Source organism: Paenibacillus sp. 22594 (genome assembly GCF_052044425.1).
In the GTDB taxonomy this organism is placed as follows: domain Bacteria; phylum Bacillota; class Bacilli; order Paenibacillales; family Paenibacillaceae; genus Paenibacillus_AQ.
In genome coordinates this window covers 550,642-577,368 of the sequence record NZ_JBQENA010000001.1, presented here as the reverse complement: position 1 = coordinate 577,368, position 26,727 = coordinate 550,642, and the positions used below count along the sequence as shown (strand labels likewise).

General features: G+C 49.4%; 20 protein-coding genes and 1 pseudogene. 14 read left to right on the top strand and 7 right to left on the bottom strand.

Annotated features, from left to right (window positions below):
- Nucleotides 1–13: 13 nt before the first annotated feature.
- Complete coding sequence (locus tag ACTJKB_RS02460) at nt 14–769, bottom strand: DeoR/GlpR family DNA-binding transcription regulator (RefSeq protein ID WP_074086156.1); 756 nt, start codon at nt 767–769, stop codon at nt 14–16.
- 34 nt (nt 770–803) lie between these two features.
- Nucleotides 804–1,637: a 5-dehydro-4-deoxy-D-glucuronate isomerase gene (gene kduI / locus ACTJKB_RS02455; RefSeq protein ID WP_440831657.1), complete on the bottom strand. Its 834-nt coding sequence runs from the start codon at nt 1,635–1,637 to the stop codon at nt 804–806.
- A 381-nt stretch (nt 1,638–2,018) separates the two neighbouring features.
- On the opposite strand from kduI, the gene ACTJKB_RS02450 reads away from it, so the two are divergent.
- Nucleotides 2,019–3,695 carry a hypothetical protein gene (locus ACTJKB_RS02450; protein ID WP_440831656.1) on the top strand — a complete coding sequence of 559 codons (1,677 nt, stop codon included), beginning with the start codon at nt 2,019–2,021 and terminating at the stop codon, nt 3,693–3,695.
- 92 nt (nt 3,696–3,787) lie between these two features.
- On the opposite strand, the gene ACTJKB_RS02445 is transcribed toward ACTJKB_RS02450, so the two are convergent.
- Nucleotides 3,788–4,228 (bottom strand): DUF4362 domain-containing protein, encoded by a 441-nt coding sequence (locus ACTJKB_RS02445; protein WP_440831655.1) that lies wholly within the window; start codon nt 4,226–4,228, stop codon nt 3,788–3,790.
- Between the two features lie 134 nt (nt 4,229–4,362).
- On the opposite strand from ACTJKB_RS02445, the gene ACTJKB_RS02440 reads away from it, so the two are divergent.
- The 4 genes and pseudogenes from ACTJKB_RS02440 (at nt 4,363) to ACTJKB_RS02425 (ending at nt 8,326) form a co-directional block, all read left to right on the top strand.
- Nucleotides 4,363–4,911 (top strand): SRPBCC family protein, encoded by a 549-nt coding sequence (locus tag ACTJKB_RS02440; RefSeq protein WP_440831654.1) that lies wholly within the window; start codon nt 4,363–4,365, stop codon nt 4,909–4,911.
- Between the two features lie 357 nt (nt 4,912–5,268).
- Nucleotides 5,269–5,480, top strand: a pseudogene (locus ACTJKB_RS02435) (YmaF family protein); the annotation flags it as partial.
- 921 nt (nt 5,481–6,401) lie between these two features.
- Nucleotides 6,402–6,770, top strand: coding sequence for a hypothetical protein (locus ACTJKB_RS02430; RefSeq protein WP_440831653.1), 369 nt, complete (start codon nt 6,402–6,404; stop codon nt 6,768–6,770).
- Nucleotides 6,767–8,326 (top strand): metallophosphoesterase, encoded by a 1,560-nt coding sequence (locus tag ACTJKB_RS02425; RefSeq protein WP_440831652.1) that lies wholly within the window; start codon nt 6,767–6,769, stop codon nt 8,324–8,326. The genes ACTJKB_RS02430 and ACTJKB_RS02425 overlap by 4 nt, the downstream gene beginning before the upstream one ends.
- Nucleotides 8,327–8,430: 104 nt before the next feature.
- Here ACTJKB_RS02425 and ACTJKB_RS02420 read toward each other — a convergent pair whose 3' ends face one another.
- Complete coding sequence (locus ACTJKB_RS02420) at nt 8,431–11,886, bottom strand: GMC family oxidoreductase N-terminal domain-containing protein (protein ID WP_440831651.1); 3,456 nt, start codon at nt 11,884–11,886, stop codon at nt 8,431–8,433.
- A 653-nt stretch (nt 11,887–12,539) separates the two neighbouring features.
- Between ACTJKB_RS02420 and ACTJKB_RS02415 the strand changes: the two genes are divergently transcribed.
- Complete coding sequence (locus ACTJKB_RS02415) at nt 12,540–12,791, top strand: YolD-like family protein (RefSeq protein WP_074086161.1); 252 nt, start codon at nt 12,540–12,542, stop codon at nt 12,789–12,791.
- A 41-nt stretch (nt 12,792–12,832) separates the two neighbouring features.
- The gene (gene ybaK, locus ACTJKB_RS02410) at nt 12,833–13,306 is read left to right on the top strand and encodes a Cys-tRNA(Pro) deacylase (protein WP_440831650.1); all 474 of its coding nucleotides are present in this window, start codon (nt 12,833–12,835) and stop codon (nt 13,304–13,306) included.
- 96 nt (nt 13,307–13,402) lie between these two features.
- Here ybaK and ACTJKB_RS02405 read toward each other — a convergent pair whose 3' ends face one another.
- Entirely contained in the window at nt 13,403–14,149 is a 747-nt protein-coding gene (locus tag ACTJKB_RS02405; protein ID WP_440831649.1) for a YdcF family protein, read from the bottom strand.
- Between the two features lie 317 nt (nt 14,150–14,466).
- Between ACTJKB_RS02405 and ACTJKB_RS02400 the strand changes: the two genes are divergently transcribed.
- The 6 genes from ACTJKB_RS02400 to ACTJKB_RS02375 all read left to right on the top strand — a co-directional run bounded on the left by ACTJKB_RS02400 (nt 14,467) and on the right by ACTJKB_RS02375 (nt 22,745).
- Nucleotides 14,467–16,065, top strand: coding sequence for a response regulator (locus tag ACTJKB_RS02400; RefSeq protein ID WP_440831648.1), 1,599 nt, complete (start codon nt 14,467–14,469; stop codon nt 16,063–16,065).
- 30 nt (nt 16,066–16,095) lie between these two features.
- Complete coding sequence (locus ACTJKB_RS02395; RefSeq protein WP_440831647.1) at nt 16,096–17,850, top strand: cache domain-containing sensor histidine kinase; 1,755 nt, start codon at nt 16,096–16,098, stop codon at nt 17,848–17,850.
- 76 nt (nt 17,851–17,926) lie between these two features.
- Nucleotides 17,927–19,252 carry an ABC transporter substrate-binding protein gene (locus ACTJKB_RS02390; protein WP_440831646.1) on the top strand — a complete coding sequence of 442 codons (1,326 nt, stop codon included), beginning with the start codon at nt 17,927–17,929 and terminating at the stop codon, nt 19,250–19,252.
- A 294-nt stretch (nt 19,253–19,546) separates the two neighbouring features.
- Nucleotides 19,547–20,893, top strand: coding sequence for an ABC transporter substrate-binding protein (locus ACTJKB_RS02385; RefSeq protein ID WP_440831645.1), 1,347 nt, complete (start codon nt 19,547–19,549; stop codon nt 20,891–20,893).
- 81 nt (nt 20,894–20,974) lie between these two features.
- On the top strand, nt 20,975–21,907 hold the full coding sequence (locus tag ACTJKB_RS02380) for a carbohydrate ABC transporter permease (RefSeq protein WP_440831644.1): 933 nt from the start codon (nt 20,975–20,977) through the stop codon (nt 21,905–21,907).
- 1 nt (nt 21,908) lies between these two features.
- Nucleotides 21,909–22,745, top strand: coding sequence for a carbohydrate ABC transporter permease (locus ACTJKB_RS02375; protein WP_440831643.1), 837 nt, complete (start codon nt 21,909–21,911; stop codon nt 22,743–22,745).
- Nucleotides 22,746–23,039: 294 nt separating this feature from the next.
- Here ACTJKB_RS02375 and ACTJKB_RS02370 read toward each other — a convergent pair whose 3' ends face one another.
- Entirely contained in the window at nt 23,040–23,393 is a 354-nt protein-coding gene (locus ACTJKB_RS02370) for a cupin domain-containing protein (protein WP_440831642.1), read from the bottom strand.
- A gap of 32 nt (nt 23,394–23,425) precedes the next feature.
- Nucleotides 23,426–24,343, bottom strand: coding sequence for an AraC family transcriptional regulator (locus ACTJKB_RS02365; protein ID WP_440831641.1), 918 nt, complete (start codon nt 24,341–24,343; stop codon nt 23,426–23,428).
- A 174-nt stretch (nt 24,344–24,517) separates the two neighbouring features.
- Between ACTJKB_RS02365 and ACTJKB_RS02360 the strand changes: the two genes are divergently transcribed.
- Nucleotides 24,518–26,629, top strand: coding sequence for a glycoside hydrolase family 52 protein (locus ACTJKB_RS02360; RefSeq protein WP_440831640.1), 2,112 nt, complete (start codon nt 24,518–24,520; stop codon nt 26,627–26,629).
- Nucleotides 26,630–26,727 lie beyond the last annotated feature (98 nt).

Here is a 26,727-nt window from a genome sequence, read left to right as displayed (position 1 = left end):
ATGTGTATTTAAACTACCCGCATTCGATGTTGATGCCTGCGTTTCGGAACTGGCTTACGGCTTCGGCGGCAAGTCCGCTATCTGTCAGCAGCACGTCAACTTCCTGCAGTGAAGCGAACGTGCGCAGTGCGGTATGTCCGAATTTGTGATGATCGCAGACGGCGAATACCGTGCGGGCTGTGGATACTAAGGCTTGTTTGAAATCGATGAAATCACCGGTGTAAATCGACAGCCCGTGTTCAATATGAACGGCTGTAGCCGACAGAAAAGCTTTTTCTATATTAAGCTTTTGGACATAAGAGACCGCTTCAGGACCGGCCAGCATATTGCGGACCCGGTAACCTCCCGGAACGACAAGACGGATGTTGTCTTTCTGAACCAGCTCGCTGATGATGTACACATCATTGGTGATGACCGTCAGCGGAATATTCTCCAGCCTCCGGGCAATTTCAAGCGTGGTACTGCCGCCATCCAGCGCAATAATATCATCCTCTGCGATGTGGGCCAGCGCCAGCTGAGCAATCTCCGTTTTTTCATCGGAGTATTTATCCAGCGGATTCCTCAAGGGCAGGATGCCGAACTGATCGCTTTGAGCCAAAACGGCTCCGCCGTGGACACGCATAATCAGTCCTTGTTCCTCCAGCTTGCTTAAATCCTCGCGGATTGTTTTACCCGTGACCTGGAGCTTATCGCTCAGTTCGTTCACTGTTACATCCTTCTGGTTCAGCATAACTTCCATAATCATCTCGTGTCGCCGTATCGGGTTCATCCGCCTGCCTCGTCTTTCCGTAGTTGTTTTTGTTCTATTGTAATTCTTTCATGCCTACGGGGTCCATATCATCATAACGCTTGTTGTCTCCGGCCATGCTCCAGATGAAGGTATAGTTGTGTGTGCCTACGCCGCTGTGGATCGACCAGCTTGGAGAAATTACCGCCTGTTCATTGTGCATTACGATGTGACGGGTCTGTGTAGGCTCGCCCATGAGGTGGAACACAATGGAATCATCTGGAAGATCGAAGTAGAAGTAAGCTTCCATCCGGCGCGGGTGAGTGTGGGAAGGCATAGTATTCCACATGCTGCCCGGTTTCAGCTGGGTCATACCCATAACGAGCTGAGCGCTCTGCACACCATTAGTGTGAATGAAGCGGTGAATGGTACGTTCATTGGAGTTTTCCAGACCGCCCATTGCGCCGGATTCGGATTCAGCCAGCGTAGTTTTGGTTGTAGGGTAAGATTGATGTGCAGGTGCAGAGTTCAGGTAGAACTTCGCAGGCTTTGCGCTGTCAGCGCTTTTGAAAATAACATCTTTGGCGCCTTGTCCAACGTACAGACACTCCTTGAAATCTATTTCATATTCTGTTCCGTCTACAACAACTGAACCCTTGCCTCCGACATTGATAACACCCAGTTCGCGGCGTTCGAGGAAGTAAGTAACTCCAAGCTCTTTCAGGTCAGTAGTGAGCACGACATCTTTATTTACGGGATTAGCACCGCCGACGATCATGCGGTCTTCGTGGGTCAGGACAAGCTTCAGTTCATCCGGAGCAAAAATGACAGGAATGTGGAACTCCTTGCGCAAGCGCTCAGTGTCAAATTGCTTAACTTCATTAGGATGGGATGCGAAACGTCTTTCCATTGAATATTCAATCTCCTTCGCAAACATATTTTCGTTCGTATAGGTACAATTTAATCCATATAAGTTCATTTGGCAAGTGATAATCTTTTTTAGTGCGTTTATTTTAGTTTGTTTATTGTGTTTAGGCGTTGCCATATGAACTGAAAGCGTGCACAATAGAACTGAAATGTGGCTGGATTCCCAGTTTGAGGATTCTGTCGCAGCGGATCTGACGAGAACAGAGAGGAACCCACACGCATGAGGTTTATACAGGTGGTAAACGCAGTTCCGGGAATGGATACAGCGACATACTGTAATACGCTACGATCTCAGGAGGTATGGACTTTCCAGCCGCGTGCAATAACATATTAAAATACAAGAAATGCTGGAGGGAGAACGAAAGTGGGAGAACTTAAATCTGCACTGGGTCCATATCAGGCCCGCCAAAAGGAAATCATCTATAATATTGCTATCCAGGCTGAACAGCGCCCGTTAATGGACAGCGGGCTGTGGTTCCATGATGATGTCCGCAATAACTTTTATTTTGCATCTTACCTTTTTGCTGCGGCGGTGGATCCTGGATTGGAGCTGCCATTTGAGCGGGAAGAGGCCAAACGCAAAGCGGAGGCCGTGATGCTCGAAACCGTGCTGCTGCAGAACCGGCAACCTGGCACCCAATTATACGGCCATTGGCCGCTGGGTCTGCATCCTCTGCCGCGTGAGGCAGCGCCTCATGAACTGCCGGTGGAGATCATGGGCAGCTTATTGGTCTGGTTCTTCAAGCATTACGGGAGCAGACTGAATGCCGGGCTGCGGATTGCTTTTCACACGGCAATCGGGCATATCTACCGTAGCGGCTTCTACCGTAAGCCGGTGGTTCACTATGGACATCATGAGGCCAAATATACGGCGGCGAAGCTGATCTTCGGCAAGCTGTTCGATGATGATGAGCTGTTGGCAGACGGGCGGCAGAGTCTGGAGTATACATTGGCGTATATCCGGGAGAAGGGAATGCCGGAGTACGGCAGTCTGCCCTGGTTCTGGCACTGGGTGCAGGCATTCACCTGTGCCTGGGCACTGGAAGAAGACGGCGGGGTTAAGGACAAGCTTGGAGAAATGCTGGATTACCTGTGGAATGAACGGGGACAATTCTATCTGCAGGGAGCCTGGGCAGGTGCGCATTCCCGGGGCTGGCCGCATGATGTTCCGGCGGATGGCAACGTACTCCACGACTATGTGCAATTTGGGGATTTCCAGCTGCCGCAGGGCATGCCGCGTACGGAGTATGCCGGGTTCCTGTTCTATGAAGCTCCGGCTCAGGTACGGACAGCTGTACTGAACCGACAGACTCCGGTGGAAGTCACCAAAGTGACGCAAAAAGTCATTCCCGAAGATCCGAACCCGCAGCCGCTGATTCATTCTTATGCGTATATTACCGGGAGCTTCGCCGCAGGAGGCCTATGGGAGCGGGTAGAGGAGTTCGACAACGAGCAGCTCCGTTGGGCCTTTTCGCTGCCAGTGTCTGCTGAGTATGCCGTGAACCGGCTCTACTTCTTCCATCCCGGCCAAGGCTATCACGAGGGTGATCCCCGCCATCAGAGCCGATATATGGAGGTGCTGTATCACCGGAGCACCATCCTCTCTTTGTTCCCGGTGCCGGAGGGAGAAGAAGACACGATGATTGGTGTACTGCCCAAAGGCGAGTGGGTGAAGGAGTCCTCAGCACTGTTCGGCAAGGTGGGTGATGTCTATTTTGCCGTATACCTTTCGCATGGTTACCAGCTTATTGAACGGGAGGCTTATCTCGAAGTGTCAGCCCAAGGGATGCCGGGCGGGGTAGTTGTCGAGGCTATCAGTGTCAAGGAGGCGGCGGATCGGGGGATCGGCGATCTTATGTTGTTTGCAGCAGAACGGGCAGCACATGCACCCTTTTTTGAGACAGGAGCCACCTTGTCCGTTCAATATGACAATATTGAAGGAGAGCAGTTGCAATTAAGCACAGGCGAACAAATGACAACGCAAGCTCTTCTGAACGGCAGCCCGATCTCATTGGAGCGCTATACCGTTAGCGGCAATTAATCGGATATTCTGTTATTGCAAAAGAACCCGCAGGCAGTATGTGAGCCTTTGCGGGTTCTTTTTGGGTTATCCCCTCATGTTGCAGGGGCTCTTTATTTGTCTGTACGCACCAGAAAATAACTTATTTCTGGATCATTCTCGTTGCAGCCGCTGAGGGTGTAGAAAATTTCACCTCCGCTACCTTCCTCTCGCACAATCTCAGAGCAGGTATCTCTCCGTATACCCTTATCCTTTCCGCCGTAAGCGTCATTGGAATTGTCAACACGGTATGAAATCTTGTCACCGTCATACTGAAGGTCTTTGAAAATAGGATCGCCTTCATCTGTGTACGCCGTAATTCGAATGCTATCCGCTCTTCGGCTATCAAGATTATTTAGAAATTTCTGGAATCTGGTAAAGTTATAAGCTTTGTTCATCAAGACAACATCGCCTTTTTCAATGGCTTCCTGAGAAGTATAAGCGGTCTTTGATCCGCAGCCTCCAATGCTAAAGGCGAGTAAAACCGCTGCTGCAGCAAAAATAGTCCGTTTCATAATTCTACCTCCATTTGCCTAAAAACTGGTTATCCTTTACAGTTAATTAACGATGTCTTTCTGCACAAGGTTGCGGATCACCGGGACAGGTGATGCCGGCATGAACCATCATTCAATACAGGGAGGTTTATCAATTGATTGCTACACTTCAAGCAGCCCCACGAGGGATAACTGCAACGTTTGAACGACATTACAAGCATCCGGTGGACAAGCTATGGGCGATGCTGACGGATAATGCACTGCTGGCTAAGTGGTTTCCCGAGCTAAAAGCCCAGGACTTGTCGGCAGGAGGAAGCATGATATTCGACATGAGGGACGGCAGCTCTGTAGTCATGGAAATTATGGATATGATGGTGAATTCCGTCCTGGAGTATACCTGGGGAAATGACAGGGTACGTTTTGAATTAAGTCCCGATACAGACGGCACCCGCCTGCTGCTGATCGAGAGCATGACTGAAATCACCAGCCATACGGCCAAAGATCTCTCCGGCTGGCATGTCTGTCTGGATGTAATAGAGGCACTTCTTGACGGTGAGGAGCTGCAAAACCGTAAGAAGGTATGGGAGCAATGGTTCGTAGAGTATACCCGGCTGGTGGAGATTTCAACCGATAACAACGGTATGAAATCAAGAAAATTGCAGATGGGCGGCGGCCGAAAATCCAAACACTCACCGCAGTCCTGACCTGAACTTAGAAATTCTGGAATTACAAGTCCAATGTATCTAGGCGAGTGAGGCGAAACATCCCATGATTGGGTTAAGGTTCAATGAAATGGGTGTCTATGATACGAATTGAGAGCATTCATGAAGCTGTTCTCTTCGTCTCCCGCTGAGTGTCTGCCTACTCAAAGATGCAAACCAACTCAATAAAAAAAGTCCTTTTTCACAAATATTTAGGTATTAATGCCAATATTCCATTTATCCGTTTACTTGAACATTTACACTATCTCTTTCATAGTATATCGCAATTGATGAAGAGAGGTGGCCAATGATGGAAATACCTGTAACAGGTTTTGTTGTACATTCGGGTGATTCCGATTTGGTGATCCACATGTTCATAATTATTATGTAGAAACATCATTTAACGATCAACATATGCATTTAATTAGAGGAACAACAGGACCAGCAATTCACTTGGCAGGTGGTGGCCATTACCATCGTTTCGAAGGGTATACACCACAGTAAACGGCAGAATCCCTCACACTCATGGGTACATTGGAAATACTGGAGATGAGGAGGGATTCCGAACATAGGCTTCATGAATACAATGGTCTGTAGGGATGAACAATTTAATTCATTTTTTATTATGGCGGGCTACTATTGGCTCGTCTTTTCTTATAGGAGGATCTAACGACAGCACTCCATTCCCTGGAGAGTATTAAGATAGCCGGTGGCCGATTTATCCACGAACGATTTAAATTTAGAGTATACAAAAAATAACCTGCCAGTCTGCCTGACGGGTTCTGTGATCTTTCACCTATTTCTTTCCCGATAGATTAAGGGCCGAACTCAAAATAAAGGGGACTGTTTGCCATTAACTCAGGTGTTGAAGTTGGGAATATCATTCCGAATATGCCTACACCATCGTAGTAGGAGTAATCGGTCATATAGTAGTCTCAAACTGAGACCCCTACACATCAAGTAACTTATTTGCATGTGTACCGAGCAAAAAAAGGAGATAATTCGTCTCCTCCTTCCTTAAAGTAAGTTGGTTTTGGATGGATAAAGTACTCCTTAACCTTAAGTGGTTGGCGGGTTTAACTAGAAACATTCTCCCCTGCCTCGGGGTATTACGTGGTTTAAGGAAGGGTACAATTGTAAACAATACTTAAAAAGTTTTGTTAGTATATTGTGGGGTTCTATCAGGAGATACGATATCTTGTGTCTTCTTGAATCCTGGGCAAATAAAATTAAAATATAGAATGTGATCGAAGAGGTGCTGCTGGTCAAGCAAGTCCGCGAGAAGTTCGTCTCGTATGTGAAACATGATTTATCTTGCCTTGTAAGCTTGAATGGCCTATTGGCGCAGGCACACGTTATATGGAAGCCAACCTTTTATATGCGAAGCCTTGTTTGGGTGTAAAGGTTGAGCATGATGATGCGAAGAAAAGCGATACGGAAATAGAGACGACTAGGGGCTCCCCCCTCTCTGAAGAAAGGAGAATTCTGCTGAGGTGAACGAAAAAGAGGAAACGAGTTCTGCTGAGATGAACGAAAAAGAGGAAGCGAGTTGCACTAATTCCCGACATCTTCCACCTCTTGCGGCAGATATGATAAGAAACCTCCAAGCCCGTTGCGGCATGGTTGAATGGTATAATCCCAAGCAATTAATTGTGACAGGTATTAAAACCATACTTTCAACTATCTTCGGACTTTATTCCGATTATCGCCTGTTGGAAGCGTACGGGCGCGGCTCCAGAGAATATGCGGATTTCTCTAAGGCTTTCAAGCAGAACGAAACGGGGGCTACTCAACCGATAAACAGGGCTTCTACTGCGCAGATGCAGAGCGTGATCGCGAAGAAATCTGGATCGATTACGTGAGCGATCTGGGTGATGGCTTCAATTCTACATACACCATTGCCTATTACCTCTCCCGTCCCCGCTTGCACATCGAGGATTTCGAATCGAATACCAGTTATTCAACCTTAAGAGGAGATATTCTGATTTTCGGTGGAGATCAGGTGTATCCAACGGCCAATCGGAAGGAATACAACCATCGGTTGATTACGCCATACCATCTTGCCATGGGGTGTTCCATGGACCCTCATCCGCAGCTGTTTGCCATTCCGGGAAATCATGACTGGTATGATGGTCTTGTCTCCTTCACACGGCTGTTTTGCTCGCGTAAATGGTTCAACGGCTGGCAGTCACCCCAACAGAAAAGCTATTTCGGGATAAAGCTCCCCCACAATTGGTGGTTGCTCGGAACAGATGTTCAGTTAAATTCGGACATCGATGGACCGCAGGTGCAATATTTTGAAAGACTCGCCGAACACATGAGGGAAGGCGATCGCGTCATTCTGTGCAATGCCGAACCTTATTGGGTCTCCTCCAATAAATACGGGGCGTATGACTCGACCTACAACGAAAACAATTTGTGCTTTCTCGATAAGCTCTTGAAAAAACGCATACAAATTTACATAGCGGGAGACCAGCACCATTATCGCCGTTTTGAATTCATTCCCAATGATCTGGACGGACAACCGGACCACAGCCGAAAGGTAGAGAAAATAACTGCCGGCGGAGGGGGCGCTTTTTTGCACCCGACTCACGACCTGAGCGAACGGTTGCTTGAAGAGCGCGTTACAGAGGACATTTATGGGAAGGAAGAGCGCTTGTTCGAGCGAAAGAAAGATTTTCCCGACGAAAAGACATCAAGGCAGCTTTGCAGGGGCAACCTCCGGTTTTTGCAAAAAAACAAAACTTTCGGCATCGTAACAGCGATTCTGTATCTGTTTATGACTTTATTCGTAATGGGCAACCCTGTACCGACTGCGATAAAGGGAACCTTCAGCGAAATGCTCGTATCGTTGCTATCCGGAATTGTTCATTCTTCAAGGTCCATGTTTTGGATTTTGATTGTAGTCGGAGGGTTCTGGCTGTTTACGGACACTCATTCACGCAGGTACAAATGGATTGCGGGAAGCCTTCATGGACTTTGCCATGTTGCGGCTGCCTTCCTGATCAGGTGCGGAGTCATGTTTACAATAGGTGTCGGGCCGGATGCAGATTGGGGGTTCGGTGACCATATGCTGGCCGTGTTGCTGATCGGAATCGGTGGATGGGTTGTCGGCTCATGCTTGATGGGTTTTTATTTATACCTATCGTTGAATGTGTTCGGCCGTCACAGCAACGAAGCGTTCTCCGCTTTAAAGATCGAAGACTGGAAAAACTTTATGCGCATTCATATCGACAAGGAAGGGGGATTGACGATATACCCGATTGGCGTAGAAAAAATCGTAAGGCGATGGAAGGCTGTTCCGATAACGGCAGCGGGGCCTTTGTTGGAACCGGATTTACGCGAAAATGAGCAAAAGAAGGCTGCGCCCAGACTGATCGAATCCCCTATCGTGATCCAACCGCTTTCCCGCCCCTAGACCAAATAGAACCCTTCGGTACGTGGCAGCTTCAAACGGCCGAAGGGTTCTATTTGAAATTCCGCTGACGCCAATTGTATTGTGGGGAGCGAGCGCATCCACTTTCACCGAGAAACTAAATCTGTGCTGGATGTGGCTATAACATTTTCCAGATGCTCTGCAATCAGCGGGTACACGTCACGAACAGCATGTTTGCCAAAGAGGCAATCGATGTGACCATAATTCGCTATGACGTGATACTTGTAGAGCGAGGGGTCATTATGTTCACTCAATTGGTCGTAAGTCAGCCTGGTACCCTCGGGTGTATTCACTTGATTAGCCTCTCCGTGAATAAAGGTGATGGGAACTGCCAACCGATCCAAGTGCTTCATATACACATCCGCTCCGTCGTGCCGTAGCAGCTTTCCTTCACGAAAGACGAGGGCCAAATGATCGAAGGCTGTAATATTGGCCCCTCCGAACATTTCGTAGAGGCATTCATGGGTCAAATCGTTCAATTGCTCGTGTTCGAATAGAAGCCCGTACATGAAGGTTGCGCGGCGGCAAACCGGACTGTGGCACCTTTCCTCAATGGGAAGAGGATACAGCTTCAAAACTTGGTTATACAAGTGATCGGTCCAGTCGTCCTGAGCGTCCGTATAAGCCTGCAAAGAATCGATACCGAGCGCTTTCAAAATGGTCGGAGTATATAATCCTACCTTTAGCCGGTTTAACAGCGGAGGCTTGAAGTGAGCCCCGATTTGCGTAAGAATGATAGAACGTATGCCTTGAAGCCCGCTAAGCATTGACATGGTGAAAGTGGCCGCACCGACGCAATGGGCAAGAACATCGATGGTAGCGGCTCCCGTTACCTTTTGAATCGTGGAGACGGCAGCGGGATAGTCGAAATTCGCTACATCGTCCAGTGTAAATTGCCCGTGATGGTAAGGCAGTTCTATGCTGGCACGCCAGTCAAGCAACCAAACGTCATAACCATAGGCGTATAAGTATTCTAATAAGTTGGTTTCAATCGTATCCAACGAAAAAATATTACTCGAAACGCCAAATCCGTGAGAGAGCATAATAGGACCTTTGTCGCCCCCCCGGTATCGGATAAGACGAAGCTCGATCCCATCTCCGGCTGAAAAATAATGCAACTCGGGGGTTCCCGTGCGTAAAGGGCGTTTTTTGCGTGGAGGAGCCGTGGGGTTGTACACATGCTCTTTGGCAAAGATACTACCGTAGGTTTCATAAAGAGAGCCTGCAAAGAAGGTTCCGAAACGGGCGATCGCTTTCATTTTCTCAATAGGGCCTGACTCATTCAAAATGCGAATCGTTGAAAGCTGCCTCATGAAGTCTTCTTTTTCAATGAACAGAATACCTTTGCCCAGTAAAGGAGCTTCGGTATTCCCGCCGTCGTAAACCGAAATATAGAGTGTCGTCGTGTCGGCCCAAAGATCAAGCTTGGTGTCGTGTTTGATACGTTTAAATCCCTCCATTACATAGGCCCGTCCTTCGACGGAGGAAAGTTGTAATCGGTACCGCATTTCCTTGGCTTCTGGCAGATCCGGATTTCCTCTGAGTAGATGAAATTCGCCTCGATGGACGGATATTGGCTTATCCGATAGAGTGGGTGCTTCAACGATACCGGTAATTGCCGCTCGATGCTCCGGGTTTTCAAGCATGTCCTCCAAATTGTCGGTGTGCACGGTAAGAGTGAAGCTGAATCGGGAAAGGTTTCTCAGGCCAATTTCATAGGCTTCTTGAAAATTCTCGGTTGATTGTGCAGTGAAATAACCTTTCATTGTTTCTATGAATGACAGACCGAGCCCGTTAGGTGTTGAATCCTCTTTTGAGGGACGGGAGGGAAGTTGGTAGTCGATCTGCAAATTACGGTCTTGTGCAAGGAGATAACAACTGCGCTCAGCTAAAGAAGCGATCGTCAGCAGCGGATTGACGCCAAGAGAACGGGGGATGATCGAACCATCGCATACATATAAACCTTCGTGCACGCTTTCACCCTCCGGACCGGAAAACACTTGCCCTTTATGATTCACAGCGCCTTCCTCCGACTTTTCAGCCATGATGCAACCTCCCAGGGGATGAACAGTAACCAGATGTTTATCGAAATACCTGCTCCATAGCGGGTTCTTGAGATGCTGCCCACTACCCAGAGCTTCGCTTGCCCTTTTAAGGTTTTTATTGACAGTATCAAAAATGGCTTGTTCGCCTACGTCCTTCCAGCTGATCCGCAATCTATCATGTTTGTTATGTAAATACAATTGGCCGTCCGAGTTGTCATGCGACATGACCAAGTACGTTTGTGTGTTGTGTACTGCTCCGGTGCGGGCTCCTTGAACTAAGCTTTCAAGCTCTCTCTGCTCCTCTTCGATGCGATCCTTCATGGATGGGTGTAGTGGTTCACCGAAGATTCTGGAGGCCAAGGCCAGCTTGGCAGGCAGAATATTGGACAGTATGGAAGGAAAATTGCCTTCCTCGATAACCATGCCATCGTTCAGAGTAGGCTGGTTTCGTAGATCGATCATACTTGTAATGCAAGGCCCCACGGAGTCCATCGAATTCGGATCCAAAAAACCGAAGCCTACGCCGTTCACTTCCGTTTCTGTATTGTAGCCAAAAGCCAGAACGTCACCATTACCTGAAAAGTGTCGTCCGATTTGCCCCGAGAGAGGCAGTCCGCTAGCTTTGGACCGAAGTAGGATTTCCGTACTCCCAAGGGAGCCTGCCGATAGAATGACCAGTTCGGCAGTGACGAACAAGGTATCCAGTGCAGGCAGTAGCTCACGGCCTTCTTGCAACAAATTATAATGTACCAGGTATCGACCGTTCTTCTTCTCGATATGCGAAACGCTGACTTGCGTAAAAATTTCCGCACCGAAATGGCGGGCATCCGGCAAATAATTCATTGCGAGCGTATTTTTGGCGGCATAATTGCATCCCGATACGCAATCTCCGCAGCAGACGCAAGGCTGCTGCTTGACACCTACATGGTTCATTCCGTCTTTCCAATCATGGAAGGTAACCGCAATGTTGGGCTTGGAGAAGGGATGGCCCATATGCGTTGCCGATTTCTCCAACGCTTTGGATTTGGGTAGAGCAGGATAATGACCGGGGTAAGGAGTCGGCCTCAGCATCTCATTTGCCCTGTCGTAACCGTCTTCGATCAAGGTATGGATATCATGTCGGATTTCTTTGGGCCAGCAAGCATCTTCGAATACCCTGGACTCGGCTTTGATCACGACATTGGCGTTAATTAAGGAGGTGCCTCCCAAGCCGCAGCCTGTAAGCACGTTGATGTCATCGTCAATATGAAAGTGATATAATCCAGTAGTGGAGCCAATGGAATGGTCCGATAGCCGGAACGTTAACTCCCTTGTGGCTTCGAGTTCCGTATTGGGAAACTCCCCAGGAAGAAACTCCTTTCCACGCTCGAAGAGGCCGACCTGCAAACCCGCCCGGGACAATCGGGAGGCTGCGATGCTTCCGCCGTACCCCGAACCAACTACGATGGCTTGGTAATGCGGTCTGATTTGATCGGGAGATAAGGATAGGCGTCTCATACGAAATTTCTCCTCCTGTCATCGTGTTCTGGAATATCTCGTTAAGGTCCGACTTTCTGTATAGTAGTTTGACTTGGAAAGTTATATTTATGCATTTTCGTAATTGAGATATATTGCCATTCCGAAGCTTTGGGGCCTACATTCTAAGTTCCATAGTGATGCTGTATATGATAATCTTAAAAACAATAAAAACATAACCTACTCTTCAAACGATACGGAGTTCCTTAAATTTGATCGAATACATACAAACAAGAAGTTATCTCGATATAAAGATATTAAGGGTAACTTTGGAACTTGGGGACTCACTATGAATCCAGAGGGGGTTGACTTAGCCTACGAATTGCAAAATAAACAGCCGTAATCGGATCAGTGTTTTATTGCAAATAGCGTAGACGAATATACAGAGTTCATATCCCCGATTTCAATCTATCCTCATATCTTTAGATTGAGTCCATACTGGTGATTGTTTTACATGACCATACTTGGCAGCTTGATTTGAATCGGGGCTGGGATAGCTGAGGTTGACGGGAAGGTTCCGAAGATTTAACCTATATATTAGAATCAAAACTAAAAAGATTTTGGTTGTGTGGATTGATAACATCTATTACACGGGATAACACATGGAAACATTCTTAACTTTATGGAGGAGTAGCGTGGCAAAAGCGAAGGTGGCCAAACGGCCGACAAGAGATGAATTTGTGCTGGAGGAAATTGGCAATCAACTGACAGAAGCCATGCAGGAGGTCTCCGAGATTTTATTGACCGTCTGGGGCAAAGAGGAGCAGGTCCGTGGAACGATCGTTGGCATGGATTCGCGTACCGGCAAAGTGCATGTAAGCTTTAATGAGGAACTGTTCAAGGTTCCATTTATGGACATTATGGCCTTGGATTACCCGAGAGATTAGCAGGTAAGCAGATAGAGAGCAGCCGGAAAGGTCGATGAATGATGCAAATCACCAAAACGAATGCAATGCGGATTCTCGATACCCGTAAAATCGCCTATGAGGTTCATCAGTACGACAATGAGGATGGCCAGATTCATGGAACTGCAGTAGCTGAGAAAGTGGGTCTGCCGCCTGAAACGGTCTTTAAAACGCTTGTCGCACATAACGGACCGAACCTGTACGTGTTTGTCATTCCGGTGGCTGATGAGCTTGATTTGAAAAAAGCCGCCAAGGCGGCTGGCGAAAAGAAGATTGAGATGCTTCCGGTGAAGGATCTGCTGAAATGGACTGGCTACGTACGTGGTGGCTGTTCTCCGGTAGGAATGAAAAAGCTCTATCCAACCTTTATTCACAGCAGTGCCGAGGCACTGGCAACTATTGCGGTCAGCGGCGGTAAAATCGGGATGCAGATGGAGCTGGCACCAGGGCAGCTCGCCGGAGTTACAGGCGCAAAATTCAGCGAGCTGATTAAATAATGCTCCGTAAAAAAGTCTCCATACCAAAAGCAGTGGCCGATGAAAGAATTCATCCGGTCCACTGCTTTTTGCTGTTCAGGCGGGTTGCCCCGCGAATCAGAAACGGGCGGCTAGGCAGCCCAAATATTCTTTTAGTGCCGTCCCGGTATTATTGATTGCACTTGGGGATGGAGAGAATTTGGCGGTATAGAGGCGCCCTTCCAGACTAACAGTATAATCCGTCGGATACGCCAGCGGCAAAAGCCCGCTATCCTTGAAATAGAGCATGGCCCGGGGCATGTGGAATGCCGAAGTAACCAGAATCGGGTGGCTGAGTCCCTTGCTCTTCATCAAGGCCGCTGTATTGGTTGCGTTCTGTTCCGTATTCAGAGACCGGTTCTCGGTCAGAATATCGGTCTCCGGGACACCGAGGCCCATTAGCTGCCGCTTGGCGATATTCGCTTCGTTGCCGCTGTCGGGGAATACTTGGCCGCCGGAGAAGAGGATCGGCAGTCCGGTCTGGCGGTACAGCCGCACTGCGGTCAGCAGCCGGTTCGCCGCCGAACCGTACATGTTACCTTCCCCGTCGATGTCAGGGGTCCCGGAGGTGGCTCCACCGCCCAGTACGACGATTACATCACCTTGGATCAGCTCAGGCTTATCATACTGCCGCTCCAGGCCAGCCATCAGCAGATTACCGATCAGGGGAGTCATGGAGAGGTAGAGCAGGAAGGTAATGCCGAGCAGGACCAGAGCCGGGCGGCGGCTGCTCCGCCACAGCCAGATTGTCATACCCAGGAGCAGCACAACGAAGAGGCCTGGCGGCAGCACGAAGCTGTATACGAATTTTATGAAATAGATCAACGAACTCACCTCATTATGTATGATTGCTGTGTACATTGTACCATGTGCAGAGGAAACAGGCCTAGCGGCCATAGATGCATTTGCTGGATTGTACAGGATTCTAAAAAAACTGCTATTTTACATTAAAAAGCTTCACTCTTGTTCCGGGTCTGACATGCTACAGTAATGTAGGAAAGCGCTGTTCATCAAAGAGGCAATGGCAAATCTTGAGTAATGGGAATGCAGTACACAAAGGTGAGGCAAGGTTTGGTATGATAGTGATACGGGCAAAAGCCTCCTTTTAAACAGATAAATGACGGACTTGTGGAGGGATAGCGGTGAACAGGAATATACGGGTGCTGCTGGCAGATGACGAACCGGTTATTCTGCGTGGACTGAAGAAGCTGATTTCCTGGGATACACTTGGCCTGGATATTGTAGGAGAAGCGCGGGACGGGATCGAATTGAAGGCATTGATCGACACCTGCACTCCGGATCTGGTCATCAGCGATATCAGCATGCCGGGATTCAGCGGTATTGATATTATCCGGGATATTCATGAGTCGGGCCGCCCGATCAAGGTTGTTTTTATAAGCGCTTACCAGGAATTTTCGTACGCCCGGCAGGCTATACAATATGGGGCGCTTGACTATATCGTCAAACCCGTGAACACAGGCCAGCTGGAGCAGGTGGTAGAGAGAGCCGTGGCAGTGATCCGCCAGGAATCTCAAGAAGAGCGCAACAAGGAAATGCTCAAATCCTATGAACGCAAAAATCATTCCATAACTATAGAGGAACTCTTACAGCTCTTAACCGATGGCAACAGAGGAGCAGCGTCGGCATTGGCCCGTATGGGAAATATAGCAATTACCCGTTATGCGAGCGTATGTGTGATCGAAACGGATGAATATAGCGGCCAGGCTTCACGCTGGGAAGAGCGTGAACGCAAGCTGGTGGAATTTGCCTTGTCCAATATTATCAAAGAAACCGTGGATGCCGTAGGCAATGGCTATGTTTTCCGCAAAGGGGAACGTTTCGCAGTTCTGCTGCAGCATGAACAGGAAACTGGGCCGGAGCAAATTATGCAGGATCTCCATCACAAAATCAACAGCTACCTGAAGCTGCAGGTCTCAATAGGCATTGGGCGGCCGGTAACCGGGATGGAAGAGGCTGATGAATCCTACCGCAACGCTTTGAAAGCGCTCAAAACCAGGTATTTTGCCGGACTCAACCAAGTACTTGCAGACCGTGAGGATGATCAGGAGGTTCCTGTAGCAGTATCCGAATGGACAGCGGCTCAAGCTTCCCTAACAGAAGCGCTTAAATCACTGGACAAGGAACAACTGCCTATCCTGGCTGGAAGACTGCTGGAAACCGTTCAGCTTCTGTCCGGAGACAGCAGGAGTCAGGCAGTATCTCATGTGTATAACTCCATCATTCAGCTGGAACAGGAGCTCACCGGTATTGGTATAGGTGGCGGGCTGGTAGACCCGGATGAGAAGCCCTTGCTGGAAAAGCTGGCGGATGCCCCGACTTTTGCCGCATTGAAGCAGCAGTTTCAAGACGTGCTGAAGAGACTGGCCGATCAGCTGGCTTGTAAAATGAATGGAAGAGAATTGCCTCAGCTACTGCAGGTGAAGGCTTTTGTCGAAGCGCATTATGCGGAGAATATTACCCTGGAGTCGATGGCGGCCCTGGTCTATATGAATCCCTACTATTTCAGCAGCTTTTTTAAGAAGCATACGGGACAGAATTTCAAAAATTATATCACGGAGGTCAGAATGGGGCATGCGCTGCGGCTACTGCTTCATAGCGATCTAATGGTCTACGAGATTGCGGAATGTGTCGGCTACAATAACGCCCGGCATTTCAGTGATATGTTCAAGAAGCAATTCGGCAAGCTGCCCCAGGAGTATAAACAATCGCTCAAGAATTAACATTCAAGTTCTTATTCAGAGAAAAGAGGGATGCTCTTGCTGATCTGGGGGAGAAGATCCAAAAGTATTTTCGTCAAATTCTCCGCATCATTCCTGCTGGTCGGACTGATTCCCCTGCTGGCGCTCAGTTTCTTCTCAGTGAAGACCTTCTCCAGCTATGTAGAGCGGTATACCACCAGTAATCTGCAGCAGATGGTGCTGTATATGAGCTATAATCTGAACTCCGCGTTCAACCAGTACAATGAAATCTCCAAGCTGATGTATACCGGACGTTACGAAGGTTTCATTGACAGCTATAAGCAGGACCAGACCACCAATGTCAATGAGCTGGAGCAGATTAACACCATTCCGATAGACTCTTATTTGAAGACGGTGCTATTCAGTGATCCGTATATCTCAAGCGCCGTGTTTGTCCGCCAATCCGATGGCAAAATGTATGCCCAGGAAAAGGAAAACCGGTCGCTGGATAATAATTCTTTTCCTGCAGCCGAATGGCTGAAGACGATGGCTCCCAATCCGTCAGAGGTAGCTATTTTCCCCACACATTCGGATCCATATTTCTTCCGCTCCAGCAGAAAGGTGTTTACGGTTGGCCGCAGCCTGATTGATACTTCGGGAAAAGTGACTCGAGAACCCAAGGTGGTTGGCACGTTATTTCTGGATATTGATACTTCAATGTTTGAACAATTCTTCAGGGAACTGAGCCTGGGCGCCAAGGACGAGCTATACCTTCTGGATGGAGGGGGTAAAGTGTACTTCAGCAATCAGAACCTTCCTGCGGGAAGCATTGTGGAAGCCCTTAAAAGGGACAGCGAAATGATCGAGCTCAGTGAGGATATCCCTTTTTTGAATGGTAAGGTGATTGCGCGGATTCACCGCGGCAGCCTGTTCGAGCAGCTGTTATCGGCCAGAGCCACCGTCTACATAGCCATTTTGATCTGCGCTTTGGTCATGATTGTGATGGGGGCGTGGTTCTCCAGGCGTCTTGCGGCTCCAATCCGCGAATTAATTAAGCAGATGACCATAGTGGAATCCGGCAACCTGGATACTCAACTGTCTGTGAACACAAATGATGAAATGGGCAGGCTCGCCCATGGTTTCAACCGGATGGTGGAGCGGCTTCAGATCTATATCAATGAGGCGTATGTGGCCCAGATCAAGCAGAAGCAGACGGAACTGAATGCCCTGAAAAGCCAGATCCGGCCCCATTATTTGTATAACACCCTGGAAGTGATCCGGATGAACGCCGTGGATAAGGAAGCTGGTGAGGTCGCAGATATGATTCTTGCCCTGTCCAACGAATTGAAATATGTGATCGACTATGGAGAAGACCGGGTAAGTATTCGCAGCGAGCTGGAGCATCTGCAGAACTATTTCTACATTATCTCCGTACGCTTCGAGAACCGGTTCGAGCTTCAGCTGGATATTGCCCCGGAGGTTCATTTGGATTGGCCGATTCTGAAGCTCTCGCTCCAGCCGATCGTAGAAAATGCTGTTCAGCATGGACTTCGTCGTAAGGGAAAGGGAACAGTGGGGATTACCATGGAACAGAAGGACCGGATGCTTGCGATCACCATTTATGATGATGGCGTAGGGATGAGCCGGGAAGATTTGGCGAGGATCTTTCAAACACTTGAAGATCCCAATGCACCCAGCAAGAATGTGGGTCTGAAAAATGTGCATGAGCGGATACGTTCGACTTTTGGAGAAGAATACGGGCTGTCCATCAACAGCCGGGAGCATGTCGGAACCTCGGTAACGCTGCTGTTTCCGATTACAGACTGAATCCGTGAACTTTAAGTGGAGAAAGAGGCCTTGTCCAGTGTCACATCACAAGATTTGCAGGAGATGACCGCTACAAATGCAGAAGAAAAAATGGATGCGGCAGCGGACTGTGCTTCTGGGCGCTATACTCCTCCTGACTGCTTGCAGGAACAACGATACAGGTATTTCTGCCGGTACGCAGGCGCAGGACGGAGCAACTGGCAGCAAGAAAGAAGTGCATTTCACCATCGCTTATGCTACGGGTGACCCGGCGACCAAGCAGGCCATCGCGGCCACCATCAAAGCCTTCATGAAAGCCCGTCCGAATATCATAATTCAAGATACCAGCGAGCTGTCCTCCAACGGTTACCTGGATTGGCTGAAGATCAAGGACGCGGTGGGCGAGTTCCCGGACCTGGTGGAAATCCGGGATACCGATGCTTTTGCAAGTGCCGGTAAAATTGTGGAGCTGCCCTCTGACCTGCTGGAATTGTTCGACAACCTTCCGCAGGTGAATGGAAAAGTATGGAATGCCCCTCTGTTCGTAAGTGCGCCTCAAGGCATCATATACAGTAAACAAGCGTACGCCCACGCAGGAATCACCCGGCTGCCGCAAACCTACGGCGAATTCCTGGACATCCAGAAAAAGCTGAGAGCTGGCGGGATGACTCCGCTGGTCGTCGGCGGGAAGGATATTTTCCATATCGGCTTCTGGGTGAACAAGTTCCTGATTGATGAAGTTTATGCCAAAGATCCGAATTGGAACGCCAAACGTACGGCCAGGGAGGTCAGTTTTACCGATGAACCTGTGGTTCAGGCCATGACTGATTTCAAGGAGCTGTTTCAAACGGATATTAATGAAGGCTGGCTGAGTACCAGTGATAACCAAACGGCTTCTATGCTTGTATCCGGCAAAGCTGCCCAGCTCTATTCGGGAACCTGGATGTTCTCACAGATCGAGGAAGCTGACCCCGGATTTGAATATGGCTTCTATGCGCTGCCTGATCGTGAGGGTAATCGGAACGTAGTGGGTCTGCCCTCGCCAGCCGGGTGGTCGCTGTCAGCAGAAACCGCCGAAGATCCGGATAAAACGGAAGCGATTAAAGAGTTCATCCGTTTCTTTTTTGACCCTGAACCCTACTCGAAATTCTTGGCCAGCATCAATGGTCTTCCGTCCACGAAGGAGAAGGTAACCTATGAAACGGGGGAGCAGATGCAAACAGCCTTGAGTCTGATGGCAGATCCTGACGTAACCAAGTCGCTGATGATCAACAACTGGTGGGGGGATAATCTGATTCCGCCGGATTTCCGCAACTGGTTCTACAAGCTGCTGGAGGAGATGATCATCAGGAATGGGGATGTTACCGAGTATATGAAACGGGCAGACCGGGAGTATGACAGGCAGGTGCAGGACAATCAGTAGTAGCTCTGAAGACTTAGGAAGTGCCAATTAACAATAACTGCATAACATAGTAACTCAAACGGGGGACCCATGGTCCCTCGTTTTTTTTGTCGCCTGTGGAATCATTCCTCTTCAATTCACCGCACATGGCCCTTAAAAAAGTTCATTCTAACGCTAGTTTAGGAATGCTATTCTTGTAGCAAGGAAACGCTTTCGAACGATGATGCGCACATCGAGACCTGGTTTCCGACCCATTTTTACAAGGCTAAGCTAACCACACATTCGAACTGAAACTTATAGGGGGTTACTCTTCATATGCAAAAGAAAACGATAACGAAGCTGTCGGTCCTGCTGCTGGCGACCACGACGATCTTGTCGGCTTGCGGCAGCAACAACAATAACAGTAATACTGGCGGAAATTCGGCTGCCTCGCAATCACCGGGTACCACTGCAGCAGATGGTAAAAAAGAAGTGACCTTCTCCATCGGTTATGCATCCGGCGACCCTGCCACCAAACAGGCCATCGCGGCTACGGTAAAAGCGTTCATGGAGGCTAATCCAAATGTGAAGATCAAGGATATCAGCGAAACCAGCTCATCGGCTTATCTGGATTGGCTGAAGACCAAGGATGCGGTAGGCGAATTCCCGGATCTTGTGGAAATGCGTGATACTGAGGTTTTTGCCGATGCCGGAAAAATTGTTGAGCTGCCTAGTGATCTGCTGGATCTTTTCAATGATCCACCGCAGGTTCAAGGCAAGGTGTGGAATGCTCCATTGTCCGTAAACGTGCCTCAGGGCATTATCTACAGCAAGAAGGCGTATGCGGATGCAGGCATTACCAAGCTTCCCAAAACCTATGATGAATTCCTGACTATTCAGGAAAAACTCAAAGCAAGTGGAGTCACGCCGCTCGTGGTCGGAGGTAAGGATATTTTCCACATGGGCTTCTGGGTGAACAAGTTCCTGATTGATGATGTCTATTCCAAAGATCAGGACTGGAACTCTAAGCGTACGGCTAAGACTGTCAGCTTCACCGATCCTAATGTCATTCAAGCCATGACCGATTTCAAGGATCTGTTCATCAAATATGTCGATAAGGGCTGGCTCAGCACGGGAGACAACCAGACTGCCTCTATCCTCGTATCCGGTAAAGCGGCTCAACTGTTCTCCGGAACCTGGATGTTCTCGCAAATCAAGGAAATCGACCCTAGCTTTGAATTTGGCTTCTATGCCATACCTGACCGTGAAGGCAAAGTCAATGTTGTTGGTCTGCCGTCTCCAGCCGGATGGTCACTGTCTGCTGAGGCAGCCAAGGATGCCGATAAAACACAGGCGATTAAAGATTTCATCCGTTTCTTCTTTGCACCTGAGCAATACGCCACTTACTTGGCAAGCATCAATGCCATTCCGTCCACAAAAGAAAAAGTGACCTATGAAACCGGAGAGCAAATGAAAGTGGCTCTGGGCCTGATTGCCGACCCTAATGTAACTAAGTCCCTGGCGATCAATAACTGGTGGGGAGAGAACCAGATTCCGCCGCAATTCCGCAATTGGTATTACAAGCTGCTGCAGGATCTGGTTGTTAAGAACGGGGACGTTGCCGACTACATGAAGCAGGCGGATACTGAATATGATGCCCAAGTAAAAGCCAACGCACAGTAAACAGAAAAGGGTCCGGCGGGGAGCGGCTGTGCATGAACGCGCAGGCTCCTCTACCGGAACAGCACAGGAGGGAGAGCAACCATGGCTACAGCAATAGAAAGAGCAGACAAGCTGCTAACGGCAGCCATACCGAAGAAAAAGAAGAAATGGCAGTCCTATGCACTGTTGTTTATTTTACCTTCATTTTTAATCTATACCCTGTTTGTAATCGTTCCTACGGTAGGCAGCATCTATTTGAGCTTTACCTCATGGGACGGCATTAGTGAAGATGTGCGGTATATCGGCTTCGCCAATTTTGTAGAGATTTTGCATAGTCCCCGGGTTCATAATGCCTTGAAGAACACGATGGTCATGACGATAAGCCTCGTGCTTCTGGAAAATATTGCTGCGATTGTGCTGGCTATGCTTGTCGATAAGGTCCGCTGGTTCCGGAAGTTGTTCAGAAGTATTTTTTATTTCCCAACGCTCCTCAGCGGCATAGTCATGGGGTTCGTCTGGGCCATGATTCTGAATTACAACTTCGGCGTGTTCAATCAGATTCTGGATTCCATCGGGTTGGGTAGCTGGGTGGTGGATTGGCTCGGAAATCCGGAGTATGCCATGCTTTCGATCATTTTGTCTACGGTTTGGAAAGGCGCGGGTTATTACATGATCATCTATCTGGCAGGACTGCAGGGCATTCCAGCAGAGCTGAATGAAGCGGCGAGCATCGACGGAGCCAACGGATTCCAGCAATTCCGCCATATAACCTTCCCGCTGCTTGCCGGTTCAATGACCGTATGTCTAGTGCTCTCTATGATTAGCGCGCTGAAGATTTTTGATCAGATTGCCGTTATGACCGATGGGGGGCCGGGCTTTGAGACCGAGACATTAACTTATATTATTTACAAGGTAGGCTTTGGCGAACTGCGGCAGGGCTTTGGTACGGCACTCGCCATGGTTCTGTTCCTGATCATTATGTTCATTACCGTCATCCAAGTGAAATTCCTCCGGAAACGGGAGGTGCAGATGTAATATGACACTACAAGCCAAGAAAAGATGGGGAGAAATTGCCCTGCTTACGCTAACGGTTCTGCTGGCTATTCTGTTCTTTTTTCCGATTTTCTTCAACCTGATGTCAGCCTTCAAGAGCAATGCGGAAATTATGAAGGATGCCATCGCATTTCCGAAGGGATTGTATTTGGACAGTTTCAAATATCTGCTGACAGAAACAGAATTCCCCCGGGCCATTGTGAACAGTCTCATTCTGACACTGGTGTCCATTGTGGCACAGGTGCTGATCATTCCAATGGCCGGGTATGCGATAGAACGCAGGGATAGCCGGTGGACGAAGATGGTATTCCTGTATTTCCTGGCAGGGATGATGATTCCTTTTCAGGCGTACATGATTCCATTATTCAAAGAACTGAGAGTGTTCGGTTTATATGGAAGTCTAGTCGGCCCAATTCTCGTCTATGTTGCCGGTGCGGTTGGTTTCGGATGTCTGCTCTATACAAGCTTTGTCAAAGGAATTCCGAAGGAAATTGAGGAGGCGGCGGAGATTGACGGCTGCAGCCGGTACGGGATCTTCTGGAAAATCGTCTTCCCGCTGCTGGGACCGGTTACGGCAAGTATGGTTGTACTGAACGGTCTGGGCATCTGGAATGACTTCCTGATGCCGATGCTGGTACTGCCTTCGGGCGAGCCGAAGACGATGGTCGTGGAAATCTACCGGTACATCGGTGAATTCTCCTCACGCTGGGATATGATTTTTGCCGGAACAGCCATGTCGGTGATACCGGTGCTGATCGTGTTCATTTTCCTGCAGAAGTATTTTGTCAAAGGAATTGCTTCAGGCGCAACCAAGGGGTAAGCTCTTGTTTTTGGAGTTAGATAGATGGTTGCACTTGGTGAGACGCTCCGCGAACGAAACGTTGTTCCAATCGCTTTTGTGACCAGAATTTTTTCATTCCCGTTAGCGGTGAAAATCCGGAGACAAAGGCGAACGCTAACGCTTTTCCGTGTGTCAAGGGACGGGACGAAAAAAAGAAACCACTCTTTGGAAAATGGGGTTGCCAACCACACAACCATTTCAAAGGGGAGGTTTCTTTTGTACATTGATTGAACCATGGACCAACTAAATTCTACTTAAGGGCCACTTCCTTATTTATATTGAAGACATATAGGCAGCCGGATTCAGTTCTACACTTTCAATGACAATGGCTGTCATTCCCGTCTCGCTCCTGGTTTCATGCCATTCTCCTTCTTCCCAGAACACGGCATCGCCTGCTTGTACCTTGATGAAATTCGTATCTCTGCCCCTGACGAGACCTTCACCGGACATCATCAGAAGCAGTTGAGGTCCAGCTGCCTGGTGGTATCCGATGATCCCATTCTCTTCCAGATACATGCACCCTATACTAGCAGACTTCTCTGTCCGGATAATTCGGGACATGATGAAATTGGAATGATAGGCAGTTATGTTCTTTCCGGTTTCTTTGACGAAGCGGTAAATCTTCATGGCATGCCCCCCTGAGTCATTATCACTTATTACTATCTGGATTCTGCGGTGAGCTGGCGGTAGCCCATAGGCGGCAGGCCGGTCCAGCGTTTGAACTGCTTGCTGAAATGAGAGACATCGCGGTATCCGAGCCGGTGGGCGATGGCCTCGACGGACAGGCTGTTGTCCAGCAGCATCAGCTTCGCGTGGCGGATGATCAGATCGGACAGGTATTGTCTTGGCGACATGCCATATATTTGCCGGAATGCCCGGTTGCAGTGATTCGGGCTGTAGCCCAGCCGTGCGGCAATATCCTCAATGCCACCGCCTCTGCTGCCCGTAGCTGCGGCTGTAAAGACGGATTCCTGCAGCAGCCCTTCGACCGCATTCGCGAGGGCGACGGTATTCTCTGTAACTCCGGGCTGGGTGCTATGCGTGGCTGCCGGCGTTTCAGCCAGCACCCAGCCGCTAAGGGCGGTGAACAGCTGCAGGGAGGCATTCAGCGTAACCAGCCGGTTCCGCTGGGCGTCGCCTGCTTCGGGGAGAATAGCCGTGGAGATCATCACATCCAGCGCCGAGCGGATCGCACGCTGTACCGGTGAGTCGCCGCTTAGACTGACGGTATCCATCGTCAGCAGCGCGCGCCGCAGCGACAGATCGTCGATATCAAAATGCAGGCAATAATAGGTCATCTCTCCTTCGGAGTCAGCGCCAAGGCTGGAATGTCTGATTCCGGGACGGATGAACAGGATATCCCCGCTTTCCTGCGTGCAGGATTGTCCGCCTACCGTCATTTGCTGCCTTCCCTGCAGCACTAGGTTGATCTCAAACATCGGATGGGTATGTTCCGGGTACTGCCACCGTGTATCCACTTTGCGCCAATGGGCGGCGTAGATGTGAAAGGCGGCCTGAAGATCCGGAGACATGCGGCCGTCCAGAGAATGCTCAATGCCGGGAATATTCACGTTCATGGGGTTCCTCTTTTTCACTGGAATAGTTGGGTTTATTATAGCATAGCCGACTCTATCCGTTCGATTTGCCCAAATAAAAGGCGGCTTTGAACCTGTCGCAGCGGCAATAGGATAGCTAACATAGAGATAGAGTCCGGCAGCGCCGGTAAATAGCTGGAGGGAGTGCTTTTAGTTATGCCTAAGAATCAATTCTACAATGCCCATCATTCACCAATCGGTGCGTTTGCGAGCTTTACACTGGGCTTCAAAGGGGCCGCAGGCGGCTTCGATCTGGAGGCCGGCAAGCCGCCCAGACAAAATATATTCATCGGACTTGAGCGTAAGGATGGCAGTGGCTACGACACGTTGCCGTTTCATGAACAAGGCGGGGACGATGAGAGCAAGCGTTACGATATCGAGAATCCTGATCCCAATCCCAATAAGCCGCGGATTCTTCATCCTTTTGCGGACGAAGAGATTGTCCGTAAATTCAATCTCACCACAGACAGCTGGTCGGCCGGGGATCTTACTTTCCGTATTTACTCACCGGTAAGGCCGGTACCCGATCCGGCAACTGCCACAGAGGAGGAGCTGAAGCAGGTTCTGCTCCCGGCTCTGCTGGTGGAGCTGGAAGTGGACAATACCACAGGTCAATCGGCAAGAAGAGCCTTTTTCGGCTACCAGGGCAACGATCCCTACAGCGCTATGAGACGACTGGATGAGAGTGACAGCGGGCTGACAGGAATTGGACAGGGCAGATTTCTGGCTATTGCCGCAGAGCAGGGGAGCGTCAAATCAGCATTGCACTTCACGATGGAGGATATCCTACTGGCAGAGCTGGAGGAGAACTGGACCTTTGGACTGGGCCAGGTAGGTGCACAAATCATTGATGTGCCGGCGGGTGAGCGGCAGTGCTTCCGTTTCGCTGTCTGCTTCCACCGCTCCGGCTATGTGACCTCAGGAATGGATGCTTCCTATTACTACAACCGCTACTTCAGCAATGTGGAGTCTGTCGCGGAATATGCAATGGCCCACTTTGAGGAGATTAAGCAGCAGGCGGAACAGGGTAATGCCATGCTGGATGGTTCAGGGCTCAGTGATGACCAGACCTTTATGCTGGCTCATGCTATCCGCAGCTACTATGGGTCTACCCAATTGCTTGATTATAAGGACAAGCCGTTCTGGATTGTGAACGAAGGCGAATACCGTATGATGAATACATTCGATCTTACGGTCGATCAGCTGTTCTATGAGCTGCGGATGAATCCGTGGACGGTGCGCAATGAGCTGGATATGTTTGTGGACCGGTTTAGCTATACGGATACTGTCCGCTTTCCGGGAGACAAGACGGAATATCCGGGCGGAATCAGCTTTACTCACGACATGGGAGTGGCCAACGCCGTATCTCGTCCAGGTTATTCCTCTTATGAGCTGTATGGCATTGATGGCTGTTTCTCGCATATGACCCACGAACAGCTCGTTAACTGGGTGCTCAGTGCGGGGGTGTACCTGGAGTATACCGGGGACAGTTCCTGGATGGAGCAGAATCTTGGAGTACTGGAAGAGTGCCTTACCAGTATGATCAACCGTGACCACCCGGAACCCGGACAGCGGAACGGTGTGATGGGTCTGGACAGCTCGCGCACGATGGGCGGGGCGGAGATCACCACCTATGACAGCCTGGATGTATCGCTGGGACAGGCGCGGAACAATATTTACCTCGCCGGGAAATGCTGGGCGGCTTACCTCGCGATGGAAAAGATTTTCCGCGAGGCAGGGAAGCTGGAGGTGTCGATTACCGCAGGCGATCAAGCCGAACGCTGCGCTGCAACCATTGTCGCAAGCGTAACGGAGGACGGCTATATTCCGGCGGTAATCGGTGAAGGCAACGATTCCAAGATTATTCCGGCGATTGAAGGCCTGGTATTTCCTTACTATACGGGCTGCAGGGAAGCACTGGAGCGGGAGGGGCGTTTCGCTGAATATATTCAAGCACTGGAGCAGCATTTGCAGGCCGTACTAGTCAAGGGAGTTTGCCTGTTCGCAGACGGAGGCTGGAAAATCTCCTCCACCAGCAACAACAGTTGGCTGAGCAAAATCTATCTCTCCCAGTTCATCGCGCGCCAAATCCTGGGTCTGGAATGGACGGAAGGCGGCCGTGAAGCAGATCATGCACATGTGGAATGGCTTACACATCCGGAGCTGTCGATCTGGAGCTGGAGTGACCAGATTATCTCCGGCCGAATTACCGGCAGCAAATATTATCCGCGCGGGGTAACAGCTATTCTGTGGCTGGATGAGCACTGAGGGCATCAATCAGTCTGTGCCTCCGCTGCAGTAAAGAACTAATAATACAGATAAAAGCAGCCTGTTGGATCTTTTATAAGATCCGGCAGACTGCTTTT

What these genes read in the sequence shown, in the direction of transcription:
- ACTJKB_RS02390 (WP_440831646.1), top strand. Translation starts at nt 17,927, where the DNA reads ATGCAGAAGAAAAAATGGATGCGGCAGCGGACTGTGCTTCTGGGCGCT.
- ACTJKB_RS02395 (WP_440831647.1), top strand. Translation starts at nt 16,096, where the DNA reads ATGCTCTTGCTGATCTGGGGGAGAAGATCCAAAAGTATTTTCGTCAAA.
- ACTJKB_RS02445 (WP_440831655.1), bottom strand. Translation starts at nt 4,228, where the DNA reads ATGAAACGGACTATTTTTGCTGCAGCAGCGGTTTTACTCGCCTTTAGC.
- ACTJKB_RS02460 (WP_074086156.1), bottom strand. Translation starts at nt 769, where the DNA reads ATGAACCCGATACGGCGACACGAGATGATTATGGAAGTTATGCTGAAC.
- ACTJKB_RS02360 (WP_440831640.1), top strand. Translation starts at nt 24,518, where the DNA reads ATGCCTAAGAATCAATTCTACAATGCCCATCATTCACCAATCGGTGCG.
- ACTJKB_RS02385 (WP_440831645.1), top strand. Translation starts at nt 19,547, where the DNA reads ATGCAAAAGAAAACGATAACGAAGCTGTCGGTCCTGCTGCTGGCGACC.
- ybaK (WP_440831650.1), top strand. Translation starts at nt 12,833, where the DNA reads ATGCAAATCACCAAAACGAATGCAATGCGGATTCTCGATACCCGTAAA.
- ACTJKB_RS02380 (WP_440831644.1), top strand. Translation starts at nt 20,975, where the DNA reads ATGGCTACAGCAATAGAAAGAGCAGACAAGCTGCTAACGGCAGCCATA.
- ACTJKB_RS02365 (WP_440831641.1), bottom strand. Translation starts at nt 24,343, where the DNA reads ATGAACGTGAATATTCCCGGCATTGAGCATTCTCTGGACGGCCGCATG.
- ACTJKB_RS02375 (WP_440831643.1), top strand. Translation starts at nt 21,909, where the DNA reads ATGACACTACAAGCCAAGAAAAGATGGGGAGAAATTGCCCTGCTTACG.
- ACTJKB_RS02370 (WP_440831642.1), bottom strand. Translation starts at nt 23,393, where the DNA reads ATGAAGATTTACCGCTTCGTCAAAGAAACCGGAAAGAACATAACTGCC.
- kduI (WP_440831657.1), bottom strand. Translation starts at nt 1,637, where the DNA reads ATGGAAAGACGTTTCGCATCCCATCCTAATGAAGTTAAGCAATTTGAC.
- ACTJKB_RS02420 (WP_440831651.1), bottom strand. Translation starts at nt 11,886, where the DNA reads ATGAGACGCCTATCCTTATCTCCCGATCAAATCAGACCGCATTACCAA.